Below are 22,379 nucleotides of genomic sequence, written 5' to 3'. Positions count from 1 at the left end.
CTTCTTTCGGTTCTGGTGCTGTGTTCTACAGGTGCTGTGTTCTACAGGGAACGGGCAGCGGAGGGGAAGGCCGGGGTCAGAAGGGGAGGCCGGGGATGCCGCTGCCGCCGCCCAGGCCCTGGGCCAGCGGGCCCAGCTTCTGCTGCTGGAGCGCCTGCGCGTTCTCGTTGGCGGCCTGGACCGCCGCGACGACCAGGTCGGCGAGGGTCTCGGTGTCCGACGGGTCCACGGCCTTCGGGTCGATGACCAGGGCCCGCAGTTCACCGGAACCGGTGACGGTCGCCTTCACCAGGCCGCCGCCGGCCTGGCCCTCGACCTCGGTCCGGGCCAGCTCCTCCTGGGCCGTGGCGAGGTCGCGCTGCATCTTCTGGGCCTGCTGGAGGAGCTGCTGCATGTTGGGCTGGCCACCACCGGGAATCACGGGTACTCACTCCATCTGCGCATCGGCCTGGCTGCGGCCGTCGGGAACGCTCGGTCAATCCGAGCCTACGTGCTCCCCGCGTGCGGCGCCCTACGCCGGGAGGACCAACTCTTTCGGGTGAGAGGCGGGGCGTGCGCGTCCCTGCTGGAGACCTCCTTGCGGGCGGAAAACCGGGGATTCGCCGCCCATCGCGTGTCATTCGAAGGTAGGAAGAGCATGCGCACCATTGCGCACACGCGCACCACGACACGTCAGTGCAGGCAGAGGGAGTGCCCGGGTGAGTCAGCCGGAGATGCAGCCCGAGGGGCCACCCCGGGATCCCGCAGAGGACGGCGACCTGACCGGCCGGCCGTTCCCCCTCGGCGACTGGGGCGAGCCCGCCGAGCGGCTCGACGAGCTCTACCGGCGGGTGGAGGCCGATGCGCTGCGCACCGCCGAGTGGTACCTGTCCGACCGGGCCTGGAAGCGGCGGGGCGCGCGGACCCTGCGCGCCGGCGCGGCCGTGGGCGCCGTCACCGGTGCCGCGATGCCGCTGCTGGAACTGACCGGCTCGGCTCCGGGCGCGGCCCCGTACGGCTACCTCTCGCTGCTGCTGGCCGCCGCCTGCGTGGCCTGCGACCGGTTCTTCGGGCTGACGTCGGGGTGGATGCGGGACGTGGCGACGGCGCAGGCCGTGCAGCGCAGGCTCCAGACGCTCCAGTTCGACTGGGCCTCGGAGAACGTGCGCGAGGTGCTCGGGCCGACGGAGGGCACGGCGAGCGAGGCCGCCGAGCGCTGTCTGACGGTGCTGCGGCGGTTCTCGGAGGACGTCACGGAGCTGGTGCGCTCCGAGACGGCCGACTGGATGGTGGAGTTCCGTGCGGGGCCGACGCCGCTGGCCATGCAGTCCCTGGCCGCCGCCCCGGCCCGTCCGGACCCGGGGGTCCCCCCGGCCCGCTTCCCCCTGCCGCCGGGCACCCGTCCGAACATGCCCCGCCAGCGGCCGCCGGAGCAGCCCCGCTGACGGGGCCGGTCCGGGTGGCCGGTCGGGTCGGCCGGTCCGGTTGGCCGGTCAACTGAAGATGATCATGGAGCCTTGGCCCAGGCTCCGGGTGGCCGCCGCATGCAGGCCCAGCCAGACGTGCCGCTCCCGCGCGAAGGGGCTCGCGTCGTACGGGATCGGCCCCGCGGGCTCCTCCAGCGCCGTCGGGCCACCCGGCGGGGCCGGTGCGGCGGGCGGGTTCATGGGGTCTATCCCGATCGCGGGCGCGACGAAGGCCAGCTCCCGCAGCAGCCCCTGCGACGACCCCAGCGGCCCGCCCCCGGCCAGCAGCTCCTCGTTGGCCAGCGGCGCCGGGAAGTCCACCGGGACGTACGCCCCGGCGTGGTCGTAGTGCCACACCAGGTGCGACTGCTGGGCCGTGGCCTCGAACATCTCCAGCAGCTGCTCGTAGTCCCCGCCCAGCTCGTCCACCGGAGTCACCGGCAGTCCGCAGATCTGGAGCAGGTACGCCCGGCGCAGGAAGTGCAGGGCGTCGTAGTCGAAACCTGCCACCGGGGCCACGTCCCCGCTCAGGCCCGGCATGTAGGCGAACACGGGCACCGACGGCAGACCCGCCTCGCCCAGCGCCTTGTCGTACGCGGCGATCTCCTCCGCGAAGGGGTTGTCGGGGCTGTGGCACAGCACGTCGACAAGGGGGACCAGCCACAGGTCACAGGCCACGCGGGCTCCGATCAGTCGTTGCCGCCTATCCGGCCAGCGTAATGCGCCGGACACGCTCCGCGAAGGGGTGCGCAGAACCCGGTGTGACGGCCCGACGGCGGCCGCGTCCCCTCAGAGGGTCGCGGCCCAGTCCAGCCCGTGCTGGTTGTAGGCGCGGACGATCCGGCGCACCGCCTCGGCGTCGGCCAGCGTCACGGCGTCCACCAGCTCGCCGTGCCCGTCCCACAGCGCGGCCCCCAGCTCCGGGACCGCCTGGAGGTGGGGCACGGAGAAGACCCAGCACTGCACGCGGATCCGGTGCAGGAACTCGGTGATGTAGGTGTTGCCGACCAGCCCGCTGAGCTCCCGCCAGAACCTCAGGTCGTAGCCGATCAGCACTTCGAGCGAACCGCTGCGCGCGGCCCGCCGCGCCTCCTCCGCGCGGCGGCGCACGGACACCAGCCGCTCGGCCGACCCGGGCGCGGTCCCGTACTCGACGAGCCGGCGGAAGATCCCGTCGAGTATCAGCATCCGGGCCTCGATCATGCCCCGGTAGTCGTCGACCGTGTAGACGCGCACCCGGAAGCCCCGGTGCTGCACGGACTCCAGCAGACCCTGGGCGGCGAGGTCGACCAGGGCCTCGCGCACCGGGGTCGCGGAGACCTCGTACTGCTCGGCGATCTGCTTGACGGTGAACTCGGTGCCCGGGGGCAGACGGCCCGCGAGCACCTCGTCACGCAGCGCGTCCGCGATCTGCTGGCGCAGGGTGTTGCGGGTGACACCTCCGCCGCCGCTGCCTGACATAGGGGTCCGTCTCCTCGGTAGATCTTCGGACACCTTAGGCCAGGCAGCGCGGCCGAAACCGATCGGTTCCTTTCCGTTATACGGAGACACCCACCGGCATGCGGACGATCAGCCCCCCGCGGTGTGCCGGTCGGCCACCGTCAGGGCCTCGTCGAGGAGCGCCAGGCCCTCCTTGGCCTCGGCCTCCGTGACGGTGCACGGGGGGACGACGTGGGTCCGGTTCATGTTGACGAACGGCCACAGGCCGGACGCCTTGCAGGCCGCCGTGAACTCGGCCATCGGCGCGTTGTCGGCGCCCGCCGCGTTGTAGGGGACGAGCGGCTCGCGCGTCCGCCCGTCCCGTACGAGCTCCACCGCCCAGAAGGTGCCGAGCCCGCGGACCTCGCCGACCGACGGGTGCCGCTCGGCGATCTCTGCCAGCCCGGGACCGATGACCTCGGCGCCGATGCGGGCGGCGTTCTCGACGATGCCCTCCTCCGCCATCGCGTTGATCGTGGCGACGGCGGCGGCGCAGGCCAGGGGGTGCCCGGAGTAGGTCAGTCCGCCCGGGTAGGGGCGGGTGGCGAAGGTCTCGGCGATGGCGCCGGAGATCGCGACACCGCCGAGCGGCACGTAACCGCTGTTCACACCCTTGGCGAAGGTGATCAGGTCCGGGGTGACGTCCCAGTGCTCGGCGGCGAACCACTTGCCGGTGCGGCCGAAGCCGGACATGACCTCGTCGAGGATGAAGACGATGCCGTAGCGGTCGCACAGCTCGCGCACCCCGGCCAGGTAGCCGGGCGGCGGGGTCATGATCCCGGCGGTGCCGGGCACCGACTCCAGGATGACCGCGGCGACCGACTGCGGGCCCTCGAAGGCGAGGGTGTCGGCGAGGTGGGCGAGGGCGCGCTCGCACTCCTCGGCCTCGGTGGTGGCGTGGAAGGGCGAGCGGTAGAGGAACGGGCCCCAGAAGTGCACGACGCCGGCGGAGGCGGTGTCCGAGGGCCAGCGGCGCGGGTCGCCGGTGAGGTTGATCGCGGCGGCGGTGGCGCCGTGGTACGAGCGGTAGGCGGACAGGACCTTCTGCCGGCCGGTGTGCAGCCGGGCCATGCGGACGGCGTTCTCCACGGCCTCGGCGCCGCCGTTGGTGAAGAAGATCTTGTCGAGGTCGCCGGGGGTGCGCTCGGCGATGAGGCGTGCGGCCTCGGAGCGGACGTCGACGGCGAAGCCGGGCGCCAGGGTGCAGAGCTTGGCGGCCTGCTCCTGGACGGCCGCGACCACCTTGGGGTGCTGGTGGCCGATGTTGGTGTTGACCAGCTGGGAGGAGAAGTCGAGGAAGCGGTTCCCGTCGTAGTCCCAGAAGTAGGAGCCCTCGGCCCCGGCGACGGCCAGCGGGTCGATCAGGGCCTGGGCGGACCACGAGTGGAAGACGTGCGCGCGGTCGGCGGCCTTGACGGACGCGCCGGTGACATGAGGGGTCATGCCGTCACGCTAGAAGTGCGCAGGTGGGAAGGGATATCGGCGGACTGTATGGGGGTGGGGGGCCGCCCTCGGCAGTCTGTCTGCCCGGTCGCCCCGCGCACGGACCCTCCCCCCGGGCCCCACCACGGCTACGCTCACCCCGTCCGGCAACCCCAGGGGGAAGGGACCTACCCGGCGATGGAGCAGCTGCACCCGTCCGACCCGCACCGCATCGGCCCGTACCGCCTGCTGTCCCGGCTCGGCGCCGGCGGGATGGGCCAGGTCTACCTCGCGCGCTCCGACCGCGGCCGCACCGTCGCGGTCAAACTCGTCCATCCCGGCCTCGCCGCCCGCGAGGACTTCCGCTCCAGGTTCCGCCGCGAGGTCGCCGCCGCCCGGCGCGTCGGCGGCGCCTGGACCGCGCCCGTCCTCGACGCCGACACCGAGGCCGCCGTCCCCTGGTTCGCCACGGGGTACGTCGCCGGGCCGAGCCTGCGCCAGGTCGTGGCCCACGACTTCGGCCCCCTCCCCGCCCGTACGGTACGGATCCTCGCCGCCGGACTCGCGTACGCCCTCCGGGACATCCACCGCGCCGGGCTCATCCACCGCGACCTGAAGCCCTCCAACGTCCTGCTCACCATCGACGGCCCCCGCGTCATCGACTTCGGCATCGCCCGCGCCCTGGAGGACGCCGCCGGGATGACCCGCACCGGGGAACTCGTCGGCTCGCCCGGCTTCATGGCCCCGGAGCAGGTCCGCGGCGACACGGTCACCCCGGCCTGCGACGTGTTCTGCCTCGGCGCCCTCCTGGCGTACGCGGCCACCGGACGGCTGCCCTTCGGGGACGCGGAGCAGCCCGGCGGGACGGCGGCGCTGCTGCTGCGCATCGTCGAAGCGGAACCCGCGCTGGACGGCGTGCCGGCCGAGCTGCGCGAGCTCGTCGCGCAGTGCCTGAGCAAGGACCCCGCCGCGCGGCCGGACACGGATGCCGTCCTGGCGCGGGTCGGCGCGGGCGGTACGGTCGCGGACGGGCGGGCTCTGGAACCGTGGCTTCCGGCGTCGCTGGTGGCCCAGCTCGGGCGGCACGCCGTCCAGCTCCTCGACCGCGAGGACATCGGGCCGGCCCCCGCGCCCGTTCCGGCTCCCGTCCCCGCGCCGCCGGCCCCCCACCCCGCCACGCTGGCGGCGCCCTTCGACCCGTACGGGCCGCCGCAGGGGCATCAGGTGCCGCAGCAGGGCTATGCGCCGTCGCAGGGCTATCCGCCGTCGCAGGGCGGCGCGTACCCTCTCCCCACCGCTCCCGCGCCCCGGGCGTCCGGCGCGTCGACCGCTTCGACCGCGTTCCTGGTCTCGATCGCGCTGGTCGTGGCGCTCGCCGCCGGCGGCACCGTGTACGCGGTCATGAACTCCGGCCGCACGTCCCAGCCCCCGGACCGGGCCCGGCCCCCGGCGTCCGGCGCCGCTCCGACGACCGGCTCCGCGTCCGCGGCGGGCCAGGACGGGCGGGGAAGCGGAACCCCGGCGGGACCGCCGGGAGTACTCCCGTCCGGGTACGCCGGCAGCTGGCGCTCCGCCTCCGGCTCCTCCAGCTGGCACCTCGTCCTCACCCCGGGGGCCGTGGGCGACCCGGTGATGACCCTGAGCGTCGAGGCCCCCGGCTACTCCTGCTCCTGGCGGGCCACCCTGCGCAGCGCCCCCGACCCCGTCGAACTCGACGCCTCGACCGTCGTCTCCGGCGCCCCGCCCACCTGCACCCCCGGCGGCTGGAGCCGGCTGCGCCTGCTGCCCGACGGCAGCCTCCGCCGCGAACTGGACGGGTCGGCCAGCGCCCCCCTCACGTACGACCGGGACTAGGTCGTCTCTTTCCGGGCGGCGACCCGGACGCGCCGACCGGGCGGGCCGGACCGGGCCTCGCGTCCCGCTGGAGGGGCGGGCCGCACCGGCCCCCGGCGGCGGGGCGGGTGGCACACTGGCCGCGTGCTCACGCAACTCGCAGCGGCGACCGGGGTCCTGGCGCTGCTGACCCTCGTGCCCGGGCCGGACATGGCCGTCGTGACCCGGCGGGCCGTCTCGCGCGGGCGGGCCGACGGGCTGTGCACCGTCGGCGGGATCGCCTCCGGGCTGCTGCTGTGGGGCGCCCTCACCGCGGCCGGGCTCGCCGCGCTGCTCGCCGCCTCGGCGCAGGTGTACCTGGTGGTCAGGCTGGCGGGCGCGGCGTACCTGTGCTTCCTCGGTGTGCAGTCGCTGCGCCGGCCGGGGGCGGGGGCGCCGCCGGAGGGGGACGCGGCCGGGGACACGGCCGGGGAGGCCGTTTCCGGCCGGGGCGACCGGGGCGGTGCGTGGCGGACCGGGCTGGTCGGCAACGCCCTCAATCCGAAGATCGCCGTGTTCTACACGGGCCTGCTCCCCACCCTCGCGCCGCCGGGGCTGCGCCCGGCGGCGGGGATGGCGCTGCTGGTCCTGGTCCACGTCCTGCTGACCGTGGTCTGGCTGGGCACGTACGTCTACGTGCTGTCGCGCGCCCGGCGCTTCTTCGCCCGGCCGCGGGTCCGCCGGGCGATGGACCGGGTGACGGGGGCGGTGCTGATCGGGTTCGGGGTGCGGGTGGCGGCGTCGGCCTCGTAGCCGGGGCGGGGTTCGGGTTGAAGGTGCCGGCCCGACCGGTAGCCGGGTCAGCGGGATCCGGGTGGGACGGCCTGGCCGACGAGCCGGTCCAGTTCCTCCGTGAGGGCGGCGCGGATCGCGTCGTGGCGGGGGGCCAGGGCGTGGCGGTCGCCGCGCCAGTACTCCTGGTCCCGGTAGAGCCACACCGGCATGCGGACCAGGTCCTCGGGCTCCCAGTCGTAGCGGGGCCAGATGTGGGCGTGGAGGTAGGGGTCGGTGTTGCCGAGGATCTCGATGTTCACGCGGCGGAAGGCCGGGTCGAGGCGGGCGCAGGCCCGCTCGACGGCCTCGGCGAACCGCTCAAGGTCGGTGAGGTAGGCGGCCCGGCGGGCCGGCGGGAGGTCCGAGAGGCGGGTCACGGCGGGGTCGTCGGTGAGCAGGACGGAATAGCCGGGGAGGAACTGCCGGTCCCCGATCGCGGCGAATCCGGCATCGAGGCGGCGCAGGACGGTGGGGTTCCGGCCCTGGTGGGCGCTGCCGATGCGGTCGTGCCGCCAGTCGTCTTCGGTCATCGGCGGACCCTGACCGGCGTCCCGTCAAGGCGTCGTAATCGCGGGCGGGTTGGCTCTCAGGTAGGGGATGTCATACCTGAGAGCTACCTCCGAAGGCGGCTCCGCAGCGGGACGCCGACCAGGGGTGGTGATCCCTAACTTCGATACCAGAGCGGGCGAGTGCCCGATCGGGAGCGAAGCACGGGGGGACACGGCCATGACCAGCGGGCTCAGCGCGAACGGTGGCAGCGGCACGGACGACTCCGCCGGCAGCAGGGGCCGCAGCGGCGGCCGCGCCGGCGGGAGCGGTGGCCGCGGGGCCCGGATCCGCCGCACGCTGCTGGCCGGGCTCGTCGCGGCGGCCGTGGTCGTGCCCGTGTCCGCCGCCGCGTCCCCCCAGGTCCCGGCGCCCGCGCCGGCGGTGTTCGCCGGGTCCGCGGGGCCCCAGGAGCGCTACACCGCCAACCTCGCCAACCTGGCCGAGTCGGCCCGGATGGCCGAGGGGGCGGGCCGCACCGGACGGGCCGCGAAGCTGCGGGAGATGACGACGACGGGGGCGCAGGAGGCCCACTTCCTCACCTTCGACGGTCGCGGCAAGGGCCGGGCCGTCGAGGTGTTCGGGGACCTGGGCACCGCCGACCGGGTCGCGGTGCTCGTGCCGGGCTCCGACACGACCCTCGACACCTACCGCCGCTTCCGCGACGGCGCGCTCAGCCTCCACCGGCGGCTGAGCGAGCAGCACCCGCGCTCCGCGGTGGTCGCCTGGCTCGGGTACGACACCCCGGGCACCGTGAGCACCACCGTGCTGACCGCCGACCGCGCCGATCAGGCCGCCGCCGAACTGGGCCCGTTCCTCACCCGGTTGCGCGGGCTCACCACCGCCGACGCCCGGATATCGCTGCTGTGCCACTCCTACGGCTCGGTGGTCTGCGCCCGTACGGCCACCGGCCCCGGGGTGACGGACATGGCCCTGTTCGGCAGCCCGGGTACGGGGGCCGGCTCCGCCGCCGCACTGCCGACCCGGGCCCAGGTCTGGGCCGGCCGGGGCAGCGACGACTGGATCGGGAACGTCCCCCATGTCCGCCTGGGCGGCGTCGGGTTCGGCACCGACCCCGTGGACCCCGCCTTCGGCGCACGGCCCTTCGCCGCGGGCACCGGCGGGCACAGCGACTACCTCAAGCCCGGGACCACGTCCCTCGACAGCCTGGCCCGCATCGTCATCGGCCCGGTGGCACCCGCGCCCTCCTCCCCCGCGCCCTCCTCCCCCGCCCCTTCTTCCCCCGCGGCCGGATCGCCGGCTTCCGCCGCCGTCTCCGCCCCTTCCCTCACCGGCCAGGAGGTCCCCCGTGTTTGAGGTACACCGCCGCTGGGCCACGCTCGCGGACCGTGTCGACCGGGCGACCCCGGCCGGGCGGGACCGGGCCGTGGACGCCCTGCGGGCCTTCGCGATCCTCGGAGTGGTGCTCGGTCACTGGCTCGTCACCGCCCTGACCGCCCGCGACGGCGGCCTGCACGGCACGAGCCCGCTGGAGCACATGCCCTGGCTGGCACCGGTGTCCTGGGTGCTCCAGACCCTGGCCGTGTTCTTCCTGGTCGGCGGCCATGTCGCGGCCCAGGGCTACGCCTCGGCACGGGCCCGCGGGGTCTCGTACGGGGCGTGGGTCGGGCAGCGGCTGGGGCGGCTGTTCCGGCCCGTGGCCGCGGTGGTCGCCCTCTGGGCGGTCGTGGCGGCCAGCCTGCTGCTCGGCGGGGTCGAGTGGGAGACCGTACGGACGCTGCTGAAGCTGGTGTGGTCGCCGCTGTGGTTCCTGCTGGTGTTCGCGGCGCTCACCGCCGCCACCCCGCTGGTGGCCCGGCTCAACCCGGTGTGGCCGCTGGCCGTGGTGGCGGCGGTCGACGCGTGGCGGTTCGGCCTCGGCGGGCCCGAGTGGATCGGCTGGGTCAACGTGGCCGCAGGCTGGCTCGTCCCGTACACCCTGGGGGCCGCCTGGTCCCGCGGCGCCCTGACCGGGCGGCGTCCGGCCCTGTTCCTGCTGGGCGGTGGTGCGGCCGCCGCCACGGCGCTGGTCCTCTGGTGCGGGTACCCCGCGTCCATGGTGGGTGTGCCGAACCAGGCGATATCGAACCTCAACCCGCCGACGCTGGCGGCCGTCGCGTTCGGCTTGGCCCAGTGCGGGCTGGCGCTGCTGGTGCGCGAGCCGCTGGCCCGGGCGATGAGCCGGCCGCGGACCTGGGCGAAGGTGGCGCTGCTGAACCTGTCGGCGATGACCGTGTTCCTGTGGCACCAGACCTCGATGATGGCGGTCACGGCCGTCGGACTGATGGTCTCCCCCGACCTTCCCGGTCTGCACACGGTGCCCACCTCGGCGGGCTGGGTCGCGGCCCGGCTGCTGTGGCTGCCGGTGTTCGCGGCGGTCCTGGCCGTCTGCTGGGCCGCGTTCCGGGTCCACGAGCAGCCCCGGGCCCGGGCCGCCGGCCGGACCACCGGACGGATCGCCGCCGGATCGGGCGTCTCCGCGGAGCCCGCCCGGGTGCCCGGAAATCGCCGTCCGGCGCCCTCGCCCGCGGTATCCCGTGCCTAGGCTGGGCGGCGTGAGCGAGCAGATTGCGCCCCCGGCCCCGGTTCCGCCCTCCGAGCGGGAGGGCCCCGCCCTGCGCGGGGTGGTCCGGCAGCTGTTCACCCTCAGGCCGGACCCGCTGCCCCCCATGAAGCGGCCCCGCTGGCTGGCCCGGCTCCCGCACGGCCTGGTCGGGTACGCGGCAGTCCTGTTCGGGTTCCTGACGTCCGTTCAGCTCCAGGATCACTACGGGGTGAACGACAGCCGCATCGTCATCCTCTCCCTCCTCACCGGCTTCTCCATCGTGGTCGCCATGTTCCGGCCGCTCGCCGCCTGGTGGCTCGGGCTGGTGACGGCCGGGTTCATCGCCGCGACGATCCACGGCGACGTCGGTCCGGGCCAGACCTGGCCCTGGACCCCGGTCGGGCCCTTCGCCTTCGCGCCGCTGATCCTGCTTGTGGCCCTGCGCGTGCCGCCGAAGGTGACGGCCGCCGTCATCGGGATCTCCCTGGCCTGCACCGGCGCGGCCGAAGCGCTCTTCAAGCCCGCGCACAGCCAGAGCAGCGCCATCGGCGCGCTCCTGGTCTTCGGGTTCGCCGGGCTCCTCGGATACGCGCTGCGGGCGACCCGGCTGGCCCGCAGCCAGCTCGTCGCCCAGGAGACCCTGACGGAGGAGGAACGGGCCCGGCGGACCCTGCTGGAGGAGCGCAGCCGGATCGCCCGCGAGCTGCACGACGTGGTCGCCCACCACATGTCGGTGATCTCCATCCAGGCACAGGTCGCCCCGTACCTGGTGGAGGATCCGTCCGAGGAGCTGAAGGAGAACCTGGCGGGGATCCGGGAGAACGCGCTGGAGGCGCTGACGGAGCTGCGCCGGGTGCTGGGCGTGCTGCGGTCCGAGCACCCCGGCGATCCCGCGAACCCGCACCACCCCCAGCCCACCCTCGCCGAACTGGACGGACTCGTCGACAACGTGCGCGGCGCCGGGCTGGAGGTCACCACCGAGGTGGCCGGCGTACGGCGACCGCTGACCCCGGGGGTCGAGCTGACCGCGTACCGGATCGTGCAGGAGGCGCTGAGCAACTGCCTTCGGTACGCCCCGGGTTCCCGTGTCGAGGTGGGGATCGCCTACGGGCCCCACGAGTTGTACCTGTGCGTCGCGAACTCGACGCCGACCCGGCCGGCCCCGCCGTCGCCCGGCGCGGGGCACGGGCTGCTCGGCATGCGGGAGCGGGCGGGCATGCTGGGGGGCGAACTGGCCGCGGGTCCGCGTCCCGACGGCGGGTACGAGGTGCGCGCCGTCCTGCCCATGGACCCGCCCGGCCGGTCCTCCTCCTAGACGAAGAAGGACGTATGAGCACTCCGATCAGGGTGATGATCGCCGATGACCAGATGATGGTCCGGCAGGGCTTCACCGTCCTGCTGAACGCCCAGCCCGACATCGAGGTGGTCGGCCAGGCCGTCGACGGGGCGGACGCCGTGGCGAAGGCGGGCGAACTCGGGCCGGACGTGGTGCTGATGGACATCCGCATGCCCGGGATGGGCGGCATCGAGGCCACCTCGGTCATCACGGGCATCCCGGACAGCACCGTGAAGGTGCTGGTGCTGACCACCTTCGACCTGGACGAGTACGTGTACGAGGCCCTGCGCGCGGGCGCCTCCGGCTTCCTGCTCAAGGACGCCTCGGCCGACCAGCTGGCCGAGGCGGTGCGGGTGGTGGCCGCCGGGGAGGCCCTGCTGTCGCCGAACATCACGAAGCGGCTGATCACCGAGTTCTCGCGGCTGGGCGCCCCGCGCGCGCCGTCCAGGGCGCGGATCCAGGACCTGACGGAGCGCGAGACGGAGGTGCTGTCGCTGATCGCCCAGGGGCTGTCCAACGCGGAGATCGCGGAGCACCTGGTGCTGGCCGAGCAGACGGTGAAGACGCATGTGGGCCGGATCCTGGTGAAGCTGGGCCTGCGGGACCGGACGCAGGCGGCGGTCTTCGCGTACGAGACGGGTCTGGTCCGTCCGACGGGCTACTGAGGGGCCCGTGTAGTACCTGAGGGGGACCCCGGGAAATCCCCTTCGGTGGCGACGCGGACGAGGGCGGTCCCGGCCTACGGTTTGGGCATGAACGAGACGACCGCCGGGGCTGCCTCCCGGCCTCCCGAACTGCGACTGGCTTCGGGCTTGCTCCAGAGCCTGCGGGACGACCTGCTCACCGATGCCTTCGCCTACCGGCCGCTCGCCCCGATGCGGACGGACGGGCGGCTGCCGCGGCTGCTGCCGCGGAGGATACGGCCGAAGGCGGCGTTCCTGCCGCACGCGGCGGTGGCGGCGGTGGCGTTCTTCGTGTTCCTGCTGGGGAACACCGCCGACTTCGGGATGCCGCCGGTCCAGGCGCTGGTGATCGGGCTGCTGGCCGCGGCACCGGTGCTGATGACCCTGGTGCGGCCCGTGGGTGCGTTCTGGGCGGCGCTGGCCGCCGCGGCGCTGCTCTCCGTCCTCCAGGACCGGATCATGGTCTGGCCGTGGTCGCCGGCCACGTTCGTCGGCCATCTCGCCGTCATGACCATCGTGGCGATGCGGTCCCGGCCCCGGGTCGCCGGGTGGATGTGGGTCATCACGGTGCTGGTGGGAACGGCCCTGCCGGTCCTCGTCGGTTCGGCGGACTCGGTGCAGCCGGCGCCGATGGCGGTCGTCTCGGCGGTGGCGCTGCTGGCCGTGACCGTCCGCAACACCCGGCGGGAGGCGAAGGAGGAGGTCACGGCGCAGTTGGAGGTGACGGCCGTCGAGCGGGACCGGCGGACCCTGCTGGAGGAGCGGACGACGATCGCGCGCGAGCTGCACGACGTGGTCGCCCACCACATGTCGGTGGTGGCGATCCAGGCGGAGGCGGCCCCGTACCGGGTGAAGAACCCGCCGCCGGAGCTGGAGGCGGCGTTCGCCACGATCCGGGAGAACGCGGTGGCGGCGCTGACGGAGCTGCGCCGGGTGCTGGGGGTGGTGCGTTCCGCCGACTACGAGGCCCCCGAGGCGCCGCAGCCGACGCTGGCCTCGCTGGACGGGCTGCTGGCCAATGTGCGGGAGGCGGGGCTGAGCGTGGAGAAGACGGTCACGGGTGCGGTGCGCGAGCTGCCACAGGGCGTGGAGCTGTCGGCGTACCGGATCGTGCAGGAGGCCCTGAGCAACAGCCTGCGGCACGCTCCGGGGGCGGCGGCCGAGGTGGAGGTCTCGTACGTACTGGGCGGTCTGGGGATACGGGTGGTCAACGGCCCGGCGGCCGGGGACGTCCGGCCATCGCAGGGAGCCGGGCACGGGATCACCGGGATGCGGGAGCGGGTCGCCATGCTGGAGGGGGAGATGACGGCAGGGGAGAGCGCCGGAGGCGGGTACGAGGTGGCCGTGTTCATACCGGTGCGCAGCCGGCCTCAGCCCGAGGAGGCTCCGGCATGACGATCAGGGTGCTGATCGTCGACGACCAGATGATGGTCCGCGAGGGCTTCTCGGTCCTGCTGAACGCGATGGAGGGCATCGAGGTCGTCGGCGAGGCGGTCGACGGCCGGCAGGCCATCGCGCAGGTAGCGGCGTTGCGGCCGGACGTGGTGCTGATGGACATCCGGATGCCGGAGATGAACGGGCTGGAGGCGACGCGGCACATCGTGGCGGCCGACTCGGAGGCGAAGGTGCTGGTCCTGACGACCTTCGACCTCGACGAGTACGTGTACCAGGCGCTGCGGGCGGGGGCGTCGGGGTTCCTGCTGAAGGACGCGTCGGCGCGGCAGCTGGCGGAGGGGGTGCGGGTGGTGGCGGCCGGGGAGGCGCTGCTGGCCCCTTCGGTGACGAAGCGGCTGATCGTGGAGTTCTCGAAGCTGTCGGAGGTCTCCCGGGTCGCGGACCCCTCGGGAGTGGGGGAGTTGACGGAGCGGGAGACGGAGGTGCTGGTGCTGATCGCGCAGGGTCTGGCCAACGCCGAGATAGCCGACCGGCTGCTGGTCGCGGAGTCCACGATCAAGACGCACGTGAGCCGGATCCTGGTGAAGCTGGGGCTGCGGGACCGCACGCAGGCGGCGGTGTACGCCTACGAGACACGGCTGGTGACACCGGCTTAGGCTGTGGGGATGGCTTTTGATCCGTGGGATGCCGGCTTCGTCGCCGATCCGTACCCCGCCTACCGGGAGTTGCGGGAACGGGGGCGGGCCGAGTGGTCGCAGGCGACCGGGCAGTGGCTGGTGTCGCACTACGCCGACGTGAGCGCGCTGCTGCGGGACCGGCGGCTGGGGCGGACCTACCTGCACCGTTACAGCCACGAGGAGTTCGGGCGCGAGGCGCCGCCGCCGGAGCACGAGCCCTTCCACGTCCTCAACGGCAACGGCCTGCTGGATCTGGAGGACCCGGCGCACGGGCGGGTACGGCGGCTGGTGTCGAAGGCGTTCACCCCGCGCACGGTCGAGCGGCTGGCGCCCGCCGTGGAAAGGCTGGCGCGGGAGTTGGTGGCGGGGCTGCTGGCCGACGGGGGCGGGGACCTGCTCACGGCGGTCGCCGAGCCGCTGCCGGTGGCGGTGATCGCGGAGCTGCTGGGCATCCCGGAGGCGGACCGGGGGCTGCTGCGGCCCTGGTCGTCGGACATCTGCGGAATGTTCGAGCTCCGGCCGGACGCGGAGACCGCGCGCCGGGCGGTGACGGCCAGCGTGGAGTTCAGCGCCTATCTGCGGGAGCTGATCGCCGAGCGGCGCCGGAGCCCCGGCGCGGATTTGATCTCCGCGCTGATCGCCGCCCACGATGAGGGGGGCCGTCTCAGCGAGCAGGAGATGATCTCCACCTGCGTCCTCCTGCTGAACGCCGGCCACGAGGCGACGGTCAACACCACGGTCAACGGCTGGTGGGCCCTCTTCCGCCACCCCGGGCAGCTCGCCGGGCTGCGCGCGCTCCCCGGATCGCCCACTCCGGAAAAGTTGTCCACAGCTGTGGATGAACTCATGCGCTACGACACCCCGCTCCAGATGTTCGAACGCTGGGTGCTCGACGACATCGAGGTCGGGGACACCGTGATCCCGCGCGGCGCCGAGGTCGCCCTGCTGTTCGGATCCGCCAACCGGGACCCCGCGCGCTTCGAGGACCCGGACGCGCTCGACCTCGGACGCACCGACAACCCGCACCTGACGTTCGGCGCCGGCATCCACTACTGCCTGGGCGCCCCGCTGGCCCGACTGGAGCTGGTCTCCTCCTTCGGTGCGCTGCTGGACGAGAAGGTCCCGCCGATGCGGCTCGTACGCGAGCCCCGCTGGCAGGACGGCTACGTCATCCGGGGGCTGCGGGAGCTGCTCGTCGAGTTCTGAGCGGCCGCGGCGGGGCAGCCCGGTGGGGCGAGCCCCGGACCCTGGTCCCGGGCTGCGCCCCTCACCCCTGGCCTCAGAGACCGGCGGGGCCGGACGAACCCGGCCCGCGCGGCAGGGTCAGGGACCAGGCCGACGGGTGGCGGGTCCAGGTGCGGCGGCGGGCCGGGGCGCCGGGCTGGGCGTGGTCGGCCCGGTAGTGGAACGCCGCCGCCGGACCCGTCACGGACACCGTCACCGCGTCCCCGTAACCCGTCAGCGGCGCACCGCCCCGGACCCGGACCACCACCCGGGCCGGGCCTCCGTCCTCCCGGGGCCGTACGGCCACGTCCTCCACCGGGCGGTCCTCGTCCACCAGCACCACCCCGTCCACCTCCACCCGCAGCCGCTGCACCGGCCGCCCCGCCCCCGGCCCCGCCCCCGGCGCCGCCGCCTGAGCCGGCAGCAGGGTCCGCAGCAACGACCGGTACCCCCCGGTCCGCCGCGCGGCCGACACCGACGGGGCGGTGATCCGCAGCCCGCCCAGCACCACCCCGCCGCAGTCGTCCACCAGCAGGTCCCGCGGCCGCGTCACCCCGTCCAGGGCCGCCCGCGCCGCGAACACCACCGACAGCGGGACCCCGAGCGAACGCGCCAGCGCCAGCGACCCCACCGCCCCCACCGGTACCAGGGAGACGGCGGCGTCCCCGGCCCCCGGCTCCCCGTACAGCAGCCCCACGGCGCGCACCAGCGCGCCGTCGTCACCCACCACCACCGGCCGCCGATGGCCCCGGCGGGCGAGCGCCCGCGCAAATTCCTCCTGCGAATCCGGGAGGCAGATTTTCGCCGCCGCCCCCGCTGACAACACATCCTTCGCGATTCGCACGGACTCGCCGTCAAGACGGCGGGCGACCGGGTCGACGAGCACGAGCAGACCGCCTACCGGCGCGCCCGCATGGCTCATGGTGGGCTCTGGAGCCGACACCTCGGTCCTTCCTCGGGTAGCATCTTTGTGCAAGAGGCCCTTGCGCTATTGCGCCAGGGCCTTCGTCTATTCCGGGGTACCGGTCCGACGGCTCAGCCTGCGGTGTACATCGTCGTACGCCCCCTGACCTTGGACATGCCCCATCCGGAAGAGGTGTACGCCTGTGCCCGCTCTTGTGCTGCTCGGAGCTCAGTGGGGTGACGAGGGCAAGGGAAAGGCCACCGACCTGCTCGGTGGTTCCGTTGACTATGTGGTGCGCTACCAGGGTGGCAACAACGCCGGCCACACGGTCGTCGTAGGCGACCAGAAGTACGCGCTGCACCTCCTCCCCTCCGGCATCCTCTCCCCCGGATGCACGCCGGTCATCGGCAACGGTGTCGTCGTCGACCCGGCCGTCCTGCTCTCCGAGCTGCGCGGCCTGAACGAGCGCGGCATCGACACCTCCAAGCTGCTCATCAGCGGCAACGCGCACCTCATCACGCCGTACAACGTCACCCTCGACAAGGTCGGCGAGCGCTTCCTCGGCAAGCGCAAGATCGGTACGACCGGCCGCGGCATCGGCCCGACCTACGCGGACAAGATCAACCGCGTCGGCATCCGCGTCCAGGACCTGTACGACGAGTCGATCCTCAGCCAGAAGGTCGAGGCGGCGCTGGAGAACAAGAACCAGCTGCTCGCCAAGCTCTACAACCGCCGCGCCATCGAGGTCGACGCGATCGTCGAGGAGATGCTCCAGTACGCGGAGCAGATCAAGCCGTACGTCGCCGACACCACCCTGATCCTCAACAACGCGCTGGACGAGGACAAGGTCGTGCTCTTCGAGGGCGGCCAGGGCACCCTGCTCGACGTCGACCACGGCACGTACCCCTTCGTCACGTCCTCGAACCCGACCGCCGGCGGCGCCTGCACCGGCACCGGCGTGGGCCCGACGAAGATCAGCCGCGTCATCGGCATCCTCAAGGCCTACACCACGCGCGTCGGCGCCGGTCCGTTCCCGACCGAGCTCTTCGACGAGGACGGCGAGGCGCTGCGCCGCATCGGCGGCGAGCGCGGCGTGACCACCGGCCGCGACCGCCGCTGCGGCTGGTTCGACGCCCCGATCGCCCGCTACGCCACCCGCGTGAACGGCCTGACGGACTTCTTCCTCACCAAGCTCGACGTGCTGACCGGCTGGGAGGAGATCCCGGTCTGCGTCGCGTACGAGATCGACGGCAAGCGCGTCGAGGAGCTGCCCTACTCGCAGACCGACTTCCACCACGCGAAGCCGATCTACGAAACCCTGCCGGGCTGGTCCGAGGACATCACCAAGGCCAAGACCTTCGCCGACCTGCCGAAGAACGCGCAGAACTACGTGAAGGCCCTGGAGGAGATGTCGGGCGCCCCGATCTCCGCGATCGGTGTCGGCCCGGGCCGCACCGAGACGATCGAGATCAACTCGTTCCTGTAGGCCGCACACCGGAGGGGCGGGCCGCGCACACCGCGCGCGCCCGCCCCTCCGTCGTTCACACGGCCTGCCCGCCGGACCCTCCGTCGGACCCTCCGTCGCCGAAGACCGCGTTCACGAGCAGCTGCTGCGCCTGCCCGAACAGCACGCCCGTCTGCGGCATGTCCAGTCGGGCGTCGCCGCAGGTCAGCGAGGCGACGAAGGTCGTTGCGCCGTCCGGGGACGCGAACAGCAGCGCCCCCCAGCCCCACATGCCGCCGTTGTGGGTGTAGACCGTGGCGCCGGCCTCCGTCTGCTGCACGAACAGGCCGAGGCCGTAACCGAGCTTGGGGTGCGGGGTGCGCATCTCGTCCAGCAGCGGGCCGGGCAGGATCCGGCCGCCCATCAGGGCGGAGAAGAAGGTGTGCAGGTCTCGGGTGGTCGAGATCATGTCGCCGGCGGCGGAGATCCAGGAGGGGTTCGAGCGGGTGACGTCGCGCGTCTCCCACACACCGTCGCGCTGGTAGGTGTAGTACGCGTGCGCATGGGGCTCGGGGATCTCCGGCGAGGCGTCGGGCACCACGGTGCCCGTCAGGCCGAGCGGGGTGAGAATCCGGCCGCGCATCTCCTCGGCGAACGGGCGGCCGGTGACCTTTTCGACCAGCAGGCGGAGCAGCACGTAGTTGGTGTTGGAGTAGCTCCAGTCCGTCCCCGGCTCGAACCGCGCCGGCCGGGACAGGGCCAGCCGGACCAGCTCCTCCGGCCGGTAGGTGCGGAGGATGTTGTCCACCCACACCGGTCCCTCCCAGTCGATGCCGGGCGCTACGGTGCCGTCCTCGTAGTACTCCCCGGTGAAGTTGAACAGGCCGCTGGTGTGCTGGAGCACCATCCGCAGGGTGATCCGCGGGTCCAGGTCGTACTCGGGAAGGTGGTCGGCGACCGGGCCGTCGAGCGCCAAGCGGCCGTCGGCGACCAGGAGGAGGACGAGGGTCGCGGTGAAGACCTTGGTGTTGCTGCCGATCCGGAAGTGTCCGTCGGTCGGCGGCTCGGCGCTCCCGCCGAGTTCCGCGACGCCGGCGCTGCCGACCCATTCGCCCCGTGCGTCGTTCACCCGCAGCTGGACCCCGGCCCAGCCGGCACCGGCGATCTCCTGGAGGGCCTGCTGCAGCTCGGGGCGGTTCTGCTCGGACATGGTGGTGTGCTCCTTGGCTAAGTGGGGTGAGTACGTCATGCAGGGCGCCGCGATCAGTTGCCGCGGGCGGTGATGTCGCCGTAGGCGGTGGTGGCGTGGAGGTGGAGGGCCGCGGCCTCGCCGTCGACGTGGGTGAGGGCGTTGTGGACGCGGCCGTGTGAGGTGCCGGCGTCGAGGGTGGCGGAGGTTCCGGAGGCGGCGCCGACCGTGATGTCACCGTGCTGGGTGGTGAGGACGACCTCGCCCCGGACGGCCTCGGCGATGGTGATGGCGCCCTTCTGGGTGCTGATCTGCGCGGGGCCGTCCAGCCGGCCGAGGGAGATGTCTCCCGCCTGGACGGTGAGCCGCGCCGACGCGCTCTCCTCCAGCGCGATCCCGGCCTGCGCGCCCTCGACGGCGACGTTCCCGAGCCGGCCGACGCCCCGGACCTCGCCCGCGGCCACCTTCGCCTCGACGTGCGAGCCGGAGGGGAGGTGGACCGTGACTTCAACGGAACCCGAGTTGCCCATGATCTTGTTCTTGGCCGGGGCGGCCGCGATCCGCAGGACCCCGTCGAGGAACTCGACCCGGGTCTCCTCGGCGGCCTTCACGTCGCGGCCCTTCGCGGCGTCGGCCGGACGGACCTCGACCGTGGCGTCGGCCCGGTCGGCGGCGACGAGCCGGATCCGTCCGGCCGGGATGTCGAGGACGGCCGAGACGGCGGCGGTGGCGGGGAACTGCTGCATGGTGGTCTCCTGTGTTCGACCTTGCCCGTCGGCGTTTCCGACAGGAGAAACGCTAAGTTGCGTTCAAGGAGCTGGCAACGCACTCGTTGCACACGATTGATGTTTAGCCAGGTCACAGCATTCAAATCGTTGCATCGGCGCTGGATCTAACGCAACGAATACCTGGCGCGCGTTGCAATCGAATGGGCGTGAACGCTATGCTGGACCCACCCCGACCACCAAGGAGGCGGCACATGCCCGGAGGCAGACTCACCCAGTCCGAACGCCAGCAGATCGCGCTGGGGCTGGCCGACGGACTCGCGTACGCCGAGATCGCCCGACGGCTCGACCGCCCGACCTCGACCGTCACCCGCGAGGTCATGCGCAACGGCGGCCCCGCCTCCTACCGCGCCGACCTCGCCCACCGCGCCACCGAGCACCGCGCCCACCGCCGCAAGCAGGCCGCACCGCGCGGGGCGGCGGCTCCGCCGCTGGCCCACGGGCGCGACGCGGAGGCGGTGGCCGCGTACGAGGAGACGTTCACGACGGTCCTGATCGCGTCGGGCACGCCCAAGATGATGGCCCGGGTCATGACCTGCCTCTACACCAGCGACTCCGGCAGCCTCACGGCGGCCGAACTCGTCCAGCGGCTCCAGGTCAGCCCGGCGTCGATCTCCAAGGCGATCGCGTTCCTGGAGACCCAGGGGCTCGTCCGCCGGGAACGCGACGAACGCCGCCGCGAGCGGTACGTCGCCGACAACGACGTCTGGTACCAGTCGATGATCGCCAGCGCCCAGGGCACCGCCCACCTCGCCGAGACCGCACGCCAGGGCGTGCACGTCTTCGGCGCCCAGACCCCGGCCGGCGCCCGCCTGGAGAACATCGCGCGGTTCGTCGACTTCGTGTCCGAGAGCATCACCCGCGCGGCGGAACAGGCCCGCGAGATCCTCCACACGAAGCCGGAGCCGAGCGCGGCACCGACGGAACCGATCGAGCCGACGGAGCCGGACGGCGGCGCCTGAAGAAAACCTTCCGGGGGCTGTCACATCGCCGGGCGCCGCCGGGTCAGTGGGGTGAAGGCCGGCGCACACCGCGCCGGCCCCCGTACCGGGAGGCAGCAGCCATGACGCAGACCCCGACCGCCTCGAACACCCCGATCTCCCGCATGCCCGACCCCGGCGCGTTCGTGCCCGAACTGGCCGACATCAGCTCGGCCCTCTTCCGCGCCACCGGCAACCGGTCGGTGCCGCGCAGCACCATGAGCCTCGTCCACCTGCGGGCGGGACAGATCGTGGGCAACACCTACCTGACCATCCTGAACACCGGCTTCCTCCGCAAGGCCGGCGTGCCCGAGGAGCAGATCACGTCGGTCGCCTCCTGGCAGGACTCCCCGTACTTCAGCCCGGCCGAACGCGCTGCCCTCGCCCTGGTCGAGGCCACCTTCCAGCCGGCCGCACCGGGCAAGGAGCGCGTACCGGACGAGCTCTACGCGCAGGCGGCGGAGCACTACGACGACAAGGCGATGGCCACCCTGACCATCGCGATCGGCCAGATCGGCTTCTTCATCGCCCTGGCCGTCATCGGCAAGCCCCAGCCGGTGGAGTCGCTGGCCGCCCGACAGTGGGAGTGAGGGCCGCGCGGGTGGGCCCGGCCAACTCCCCCGCGGGGGGCCGGCAGACCAGCCATCCGGCCCGCCGGGAATGCCCTCCGGGGCCACCCCACGCCTCAGATCGCTACGCGCTCCTCCCGTCTCGGCGTCCGCAGTCCGTCTGGGGCCGGTCCCCGCGCCAAAGGACGAACGGATCGTCATCCGGCGCCTGCAGTTGGCCTTTTCGGGTGGTCTGGGGCCTGTCGGGTGGGCTTTCGGCTTGGCGTGTCCACGCTGCTGACTTTGCTGGGTCCCGACGATCTCGCATCGAAGGGAATCGACGACGTGAAGCGCATCGCACGCAGGCTCGCAGTCCTCGGCTCGGCAGCAATGACCCTGCTGGCCAGTGCCGTTCTCCCGGCACCCCACGCACTGGCCCAGGACCGGCTGTTCGACCCCACGGAGATCGGCATCCGGTTCAACCCTGACGGCGATCCCGGTCAATGTGGCGGCAGAACGGGGGACCAGTGGGTCGAGGAGAACCGGTGGACGGATGTGATCCGATTCGACACGGACGGACGTCGAGGCGGCTGCCAGCTGGCCTTCGGTGTCTTCGACCGGGAAGGCTTCATGCAGAACGCCGGACTCACCTACGAGTGGAGGGCCACGCCGTTCGCGGACCCCAACCAGTGTGGGAACCAGGGCGAACACCGCGTGCCCATCAGGTCGGACGTCCGGACCTTTGGCCCCGGCATCCGCATCGACACCGACGACCGCATGGGTGGCTGCGCGCTCACCTTCGCCGTGCAGCAGACGGGGATCACCCTCGTCCAGCTCGACTTCCAGTACTACGCGGACGGGAACGCCGGCCAGTGCCCGAACGCATTGCCTCCGGGTTCGACCCGCACCGTGTCGGCCGACCGGGGCCCGGAGACCATCGGCATCGACACCGACAGCCGCCCCGGAGGCTGCACCCTTCGCCTCCGGCTGAGGATCGACGGCGGGGGCTGACGGGCCGGTCTGTTCGGCGTCCCTTGCGGGCAAGAGGACGATCAACCCGAGACGGGCGCCGGACGCCGAGAAATGAGAAGCGCGTAGCGATCTCACGCGCCTCCCGGCCCCGGAGGACAC

The 22,379-nt window shown here is 73.1% G+C and carries 22 protein-coding genes; 14 read left to right on the top strand and 8 right to left on the bottom strand.

All coding sequences use genetic code 11. The features are described from left to right. Nucleotides 1–76: 76 nt before the first annotated feature. Nucleotides 77–421 (bottom strand): YbaB/EbfC family nucleoid-associated protein, encoded by a 345-nt coding sequence (locus WDV06_RS09655; protein ID WP_395509223.1) that lies wholly within the window; start codon nt 419–421, stop codon nt 77–79. Between the two features lie 277 nt (nt 422–698). Here WDV06_RS09655 and WDV06_RS09650 point away from each other — a divergent pair, with 277 nt between their 5' ends. Next, on the top strand, nt 699–1,424 hold the full coding sequence (locus tag WDV06_RS09650; RefSeq protein ID WP_395509222.1) for an SLATT domain-containing protein: 726 nt from the start codon (nt 699–701) through the stop codon (nt 1,422–1,424). Nucleotides 1,425–1,472: 48 nt separating this feature from the next. Here the strand turns inward: WDV06_RS09650 and WDV06_RS09645 are convergent, their stop codons facing one another. The 3 genes from WDV06_RS09645 to WDV06_RS09635 all read right to left on the bottom strand — a co-directional run bounded on the left by WDV06_RS09645 (nt 1,473) and on the right by WDV06_RS09635 (nt 4,367). After that, nucleotides 1,473–2,123 carry a hypothetical protein gene (locus WDV06_RS09645; protein WP_395509221.1) on the bottom strand — a complete coding sequence of 217 codons (651 nt, stop codon included), beginning with the start codon at nt 2,121–2,123 and terminating at the stop codon, nt 1,473–1,475. A gap of 111 nt (nt 2,124–2,234) precedes the next feature. Next, a complete protein-coding gene (locus WDV06_RS09640) occupies nt 2,235–2,906 on the bottom strand; it encodes a GntR family transcriptional regulator (protein ID WP_395509220.1) in 672 nt (223 codons plus the stop codon). Nucleotides 2,907–3,014: 108 nt separating this feature from the next. Then, nucleotides 3,015–4,367, bottom strand: a complete 1,353-nt coding sequence (locus WDV06_RS09635; protein WP_395509219.1) for an aspartate aminotransferase family protein — start codon at nt 4,365–4,367, stop codon at nt 3,015–3,017. Between the two features lie 177 nt (nt 4,368–4,544). On the opposite strand from WDV06_RS09635, the gene WDV06_RS09630 reads away from it, so the two are divergent. Then, nucleotides 4,545–6,200 (top strand): serine/threonine-protein kinase, encoded by a 1,656-nt coding sequence (locus tag WDV06_RS09630; RefSeq protein WP_395509218.1) that lies wholly within the window; start codon nt 4,545–4,547, stop codon nt 6,198–6,200. A 123-nt stretch (nt 6,201–6,323) separates the two neighbouring features. Then, on the top strand, nt 6,324–6,971 hold the full coding sequence (locus WDV06_RS09625; protein ID WP_395509217.1) for a LysE family translocator: 648 nt from the start codon (nt 6,324–6,326) through the stop codon (nt 6,969–6,971). 47 nt (nt 6,972–7,018) lie between these two features. On the opposite strand, the gene WDV06_RS09620 is transcribed toward WDV06_RS09625, so the two are convergent. Then, nucleotides 7,019–7,522 (bottom strand): HIT family protein, encoded by a 504-nt coding sequence (locus WDV06_RS09620; RefSeq protein ID WP_395509216.1) that lies wholly within the window; start codon nt 7,520–7,522, stop codon nt 7,019–7,021. A gap of 196 nt (nt 7,523–7,718) precedes the next feature. Here WDV06_RS09620 and WDV06_RS09615 point away from each other — a divergent pair, with 196 nt between their 5' ends. The 7 genes from WDV06_RS09615 (at nt 7,719) to WDV06_RS09585 (ending at nt 15,380) form a co-directional block, all read left to right on the top strand. Continuing rightward, nucleotides 7,719–8,855, top strand: coding sequence for an alpha/beta hydrolase (locus WDV06_RS09615; protein WP_395509215.1), 1,137 nt, complete (start codon nt 7,719–7,721; stop codon nt 8,853–8,855). Next, on the top strand, nt 8,848–10,083 hold the full coding sequence (locus WDV06_RS09610) for an acyltransferase family protein (RefSeq protein ID WP_395509214.1): 1,236 nt from the start codon (nt 8,848–8,850) through the stop codon (nt 10,081–10,083). The genes WDV06_RS09615 and WDV06_RS09610 overlap by 8 nt, the downstream gene beginning before the upstream one ends. A gap of 10 nt (nt 10,084–10,093) precedes the next feature. Continuing rightward, nucleotides 10,094–11,398 (top strand): histidine kinase, encoded by a 1,305-nt coding sequence (locus tag WDV06_RS09605; protein ID WP_395509213.1) that lies wholly within the window; start codon nt 10,094–10,096, stop codon nt 11,396–11,398. A 14-nt stretch (nt 11,399–11,412) separates the two neighbouring features. Further along, a complete protein-coding gene (locus tag WDV06_RS09600; protein ID WP_395509212.1) occupies nt 11,413–12,084 on the top strand; it encodes a response regulator in 672 nt (223 codons plus the stop codon). Between the two features lie 87 nt (nt 12,085–12,171). Then, nucleotides 12,172–13,497: a sensor histidine kinase gene (locus tag WDV06_RS09595; protein ID WP_395509211.1), complete on the top strand. Its 1,326-nt coding sequence runs from the start codon at nt 12,172–12,174 to the stop codon at nt 13,495–13,497. Further along, nucleotides 13,494–14,153 (top strand): response regulator, encoded by a 660-nt coding sequence (locus WDV06_RS09590; protein ID WP_395509210.1) that lies wholly within the window; start codon nt 13,494–13,496, stop codon nt 14,151–14,153. Before WDV06_RS09595 ends, WDV06_RS09590 begins: the two co-directional genes overlap by 4 nt. A gap of 9 nt (nt 14,154–14,162) precedes the next feature. Further along, a complete protein-coding gene (locus WDV06_RS09585) occupies nt 14,163–15,380 on the top strand; it encodes a cytochrome P450 (RefSeq protein ID WP_395509209.1) in 1,218 nt (405 codons plus the stop codon). Nucleotides 15,381–15,453: 73 nt separating this feature from the next. Here the strand turns inward: WDV06_RS09585 and WDV06_RS09580 are convergent, their stop codons facing one another. Continuing rightward, nucleotides 15,454–16,320, bottom strand: coding sequence for a diacylglycerol kinase family protein (locus WDV06_RS09580; RefSeq protein ID WP_395509236.1), 867 nt, complete (start codon nt 16,318–16,320; stop codon nt 15,454–15,456). Between the two features lie 184 nt (nt 16,321–16,504). Here WDV06_RS09580 and WDV06_RS09575 point away from each other — a divergent pair, with 184 nt between their 5' ends. Next, nucleotides 16,505–17,788, top strand: coding sequence for an adenylosuccinate synthase (locus WDV06_RS09575; RefSeq protein ID WP_045945791.1), 1,284 nt, complete (start codon nt 16,505–16,507; stop codon nt 17,786–17,788). A gap of 55 nt (nt 17,789–17,843) precedes the next feature. Here the strand turns inward: WDV06_RS09575 and WDV06_RS09570 are convergent, their stop codons facing one another. Together WDV06_RS09570 and WDV06_RS09565 are read right to left on the bottom strand one after the other, a co-directional pair. Then, nucleotides 17,844–18,956 carry a serine hydrolase domain-containing protein gene (locus WDV06_RS09570; RefSeq protein ID WP_395509208.1) on the bottom strand — a complete coding sequence of 371 codons (1,113 nt, stop codon included), beginning with the start codon at nt 18,954–18,956 and terminating at the stop codon, nt 17,844–17,846. Nucleotides 18,957–19,009: 53 nt separating this feature from the next. Further along, nucleotides 19,010–19,681 (bottom strand): DUF4097 family beta strand repeat-containing protein, encoded by a 672-nt coding sequence (locus WDV06_RS09565; protein WP_395509207.1) that lies wholly within the window; start codon nt 19,679–19,681, stop codon nt 19,010–19,012. A gap of 233 nt (nt 19,682–19,914) precedes the next feature. Here WDV06_RS09565 and WDV06_RS09560 point away from each other — a divergent pair, with 233 nt between their 5' ends. The 3 genes from WDV06_RS09560 (at nt 19,915) to WDV06_RS09550 (ending at nt 22,259) form a co-directional block, all read left to right on the top strand. Continuing rightward, complete coding sequence (locus tag WDV06_RS09560) at nt 19,915–20,682, top strand: GbsR/MarR family transcriptional regulator (protein ID WP_395509206.1); 768 nt, start codon at nt 19,915–19,917, stop codon at nt 20,680–20,682. Nucleotides 20,683–20,783: 101 nt separating this feature from the next. Continuing rightward, nucleotides 20,784–21,290, top strand: a complete 507-nt coding sequence (locus WDV06_RS09555; RefSeq protein ID WP_395509205.1) for a carboxymuconolactone decarboxylase family protein — start codon at nt 20,784–20,786, stop codon at nt 21,288–21,290. Between the two features lie 243 nt (nt 21,291–21,533). After that, nucleotides 21,534–22,259, top strand: a complete 726-nt coding sequence (locus WDV06_RS09550) for a hypothetical protein (protein ID WP_395509204.1) — start codon at nt 21,534–21,536, stop codon at nt 22,257–22,259. The last annotated feature ends 120 nt before the right edge of the window (nt 22,260–22,379 follow it).

It is taken from the genome of Streptomyces racemochromogenes, from assembly GCF_044129415.1.
GTDB lineage: Bacteria > Actinomycetota > Actinomycetes > Streptomycetales > Streptomycetaceae > Streptomyces > Streptomyces racemochromogenes_A.
The sequence above is the reverse complement of the archived record's forward strand: the minus strand, read 5'-3'. Positions and strand labels throughout refer to the sequence as shown.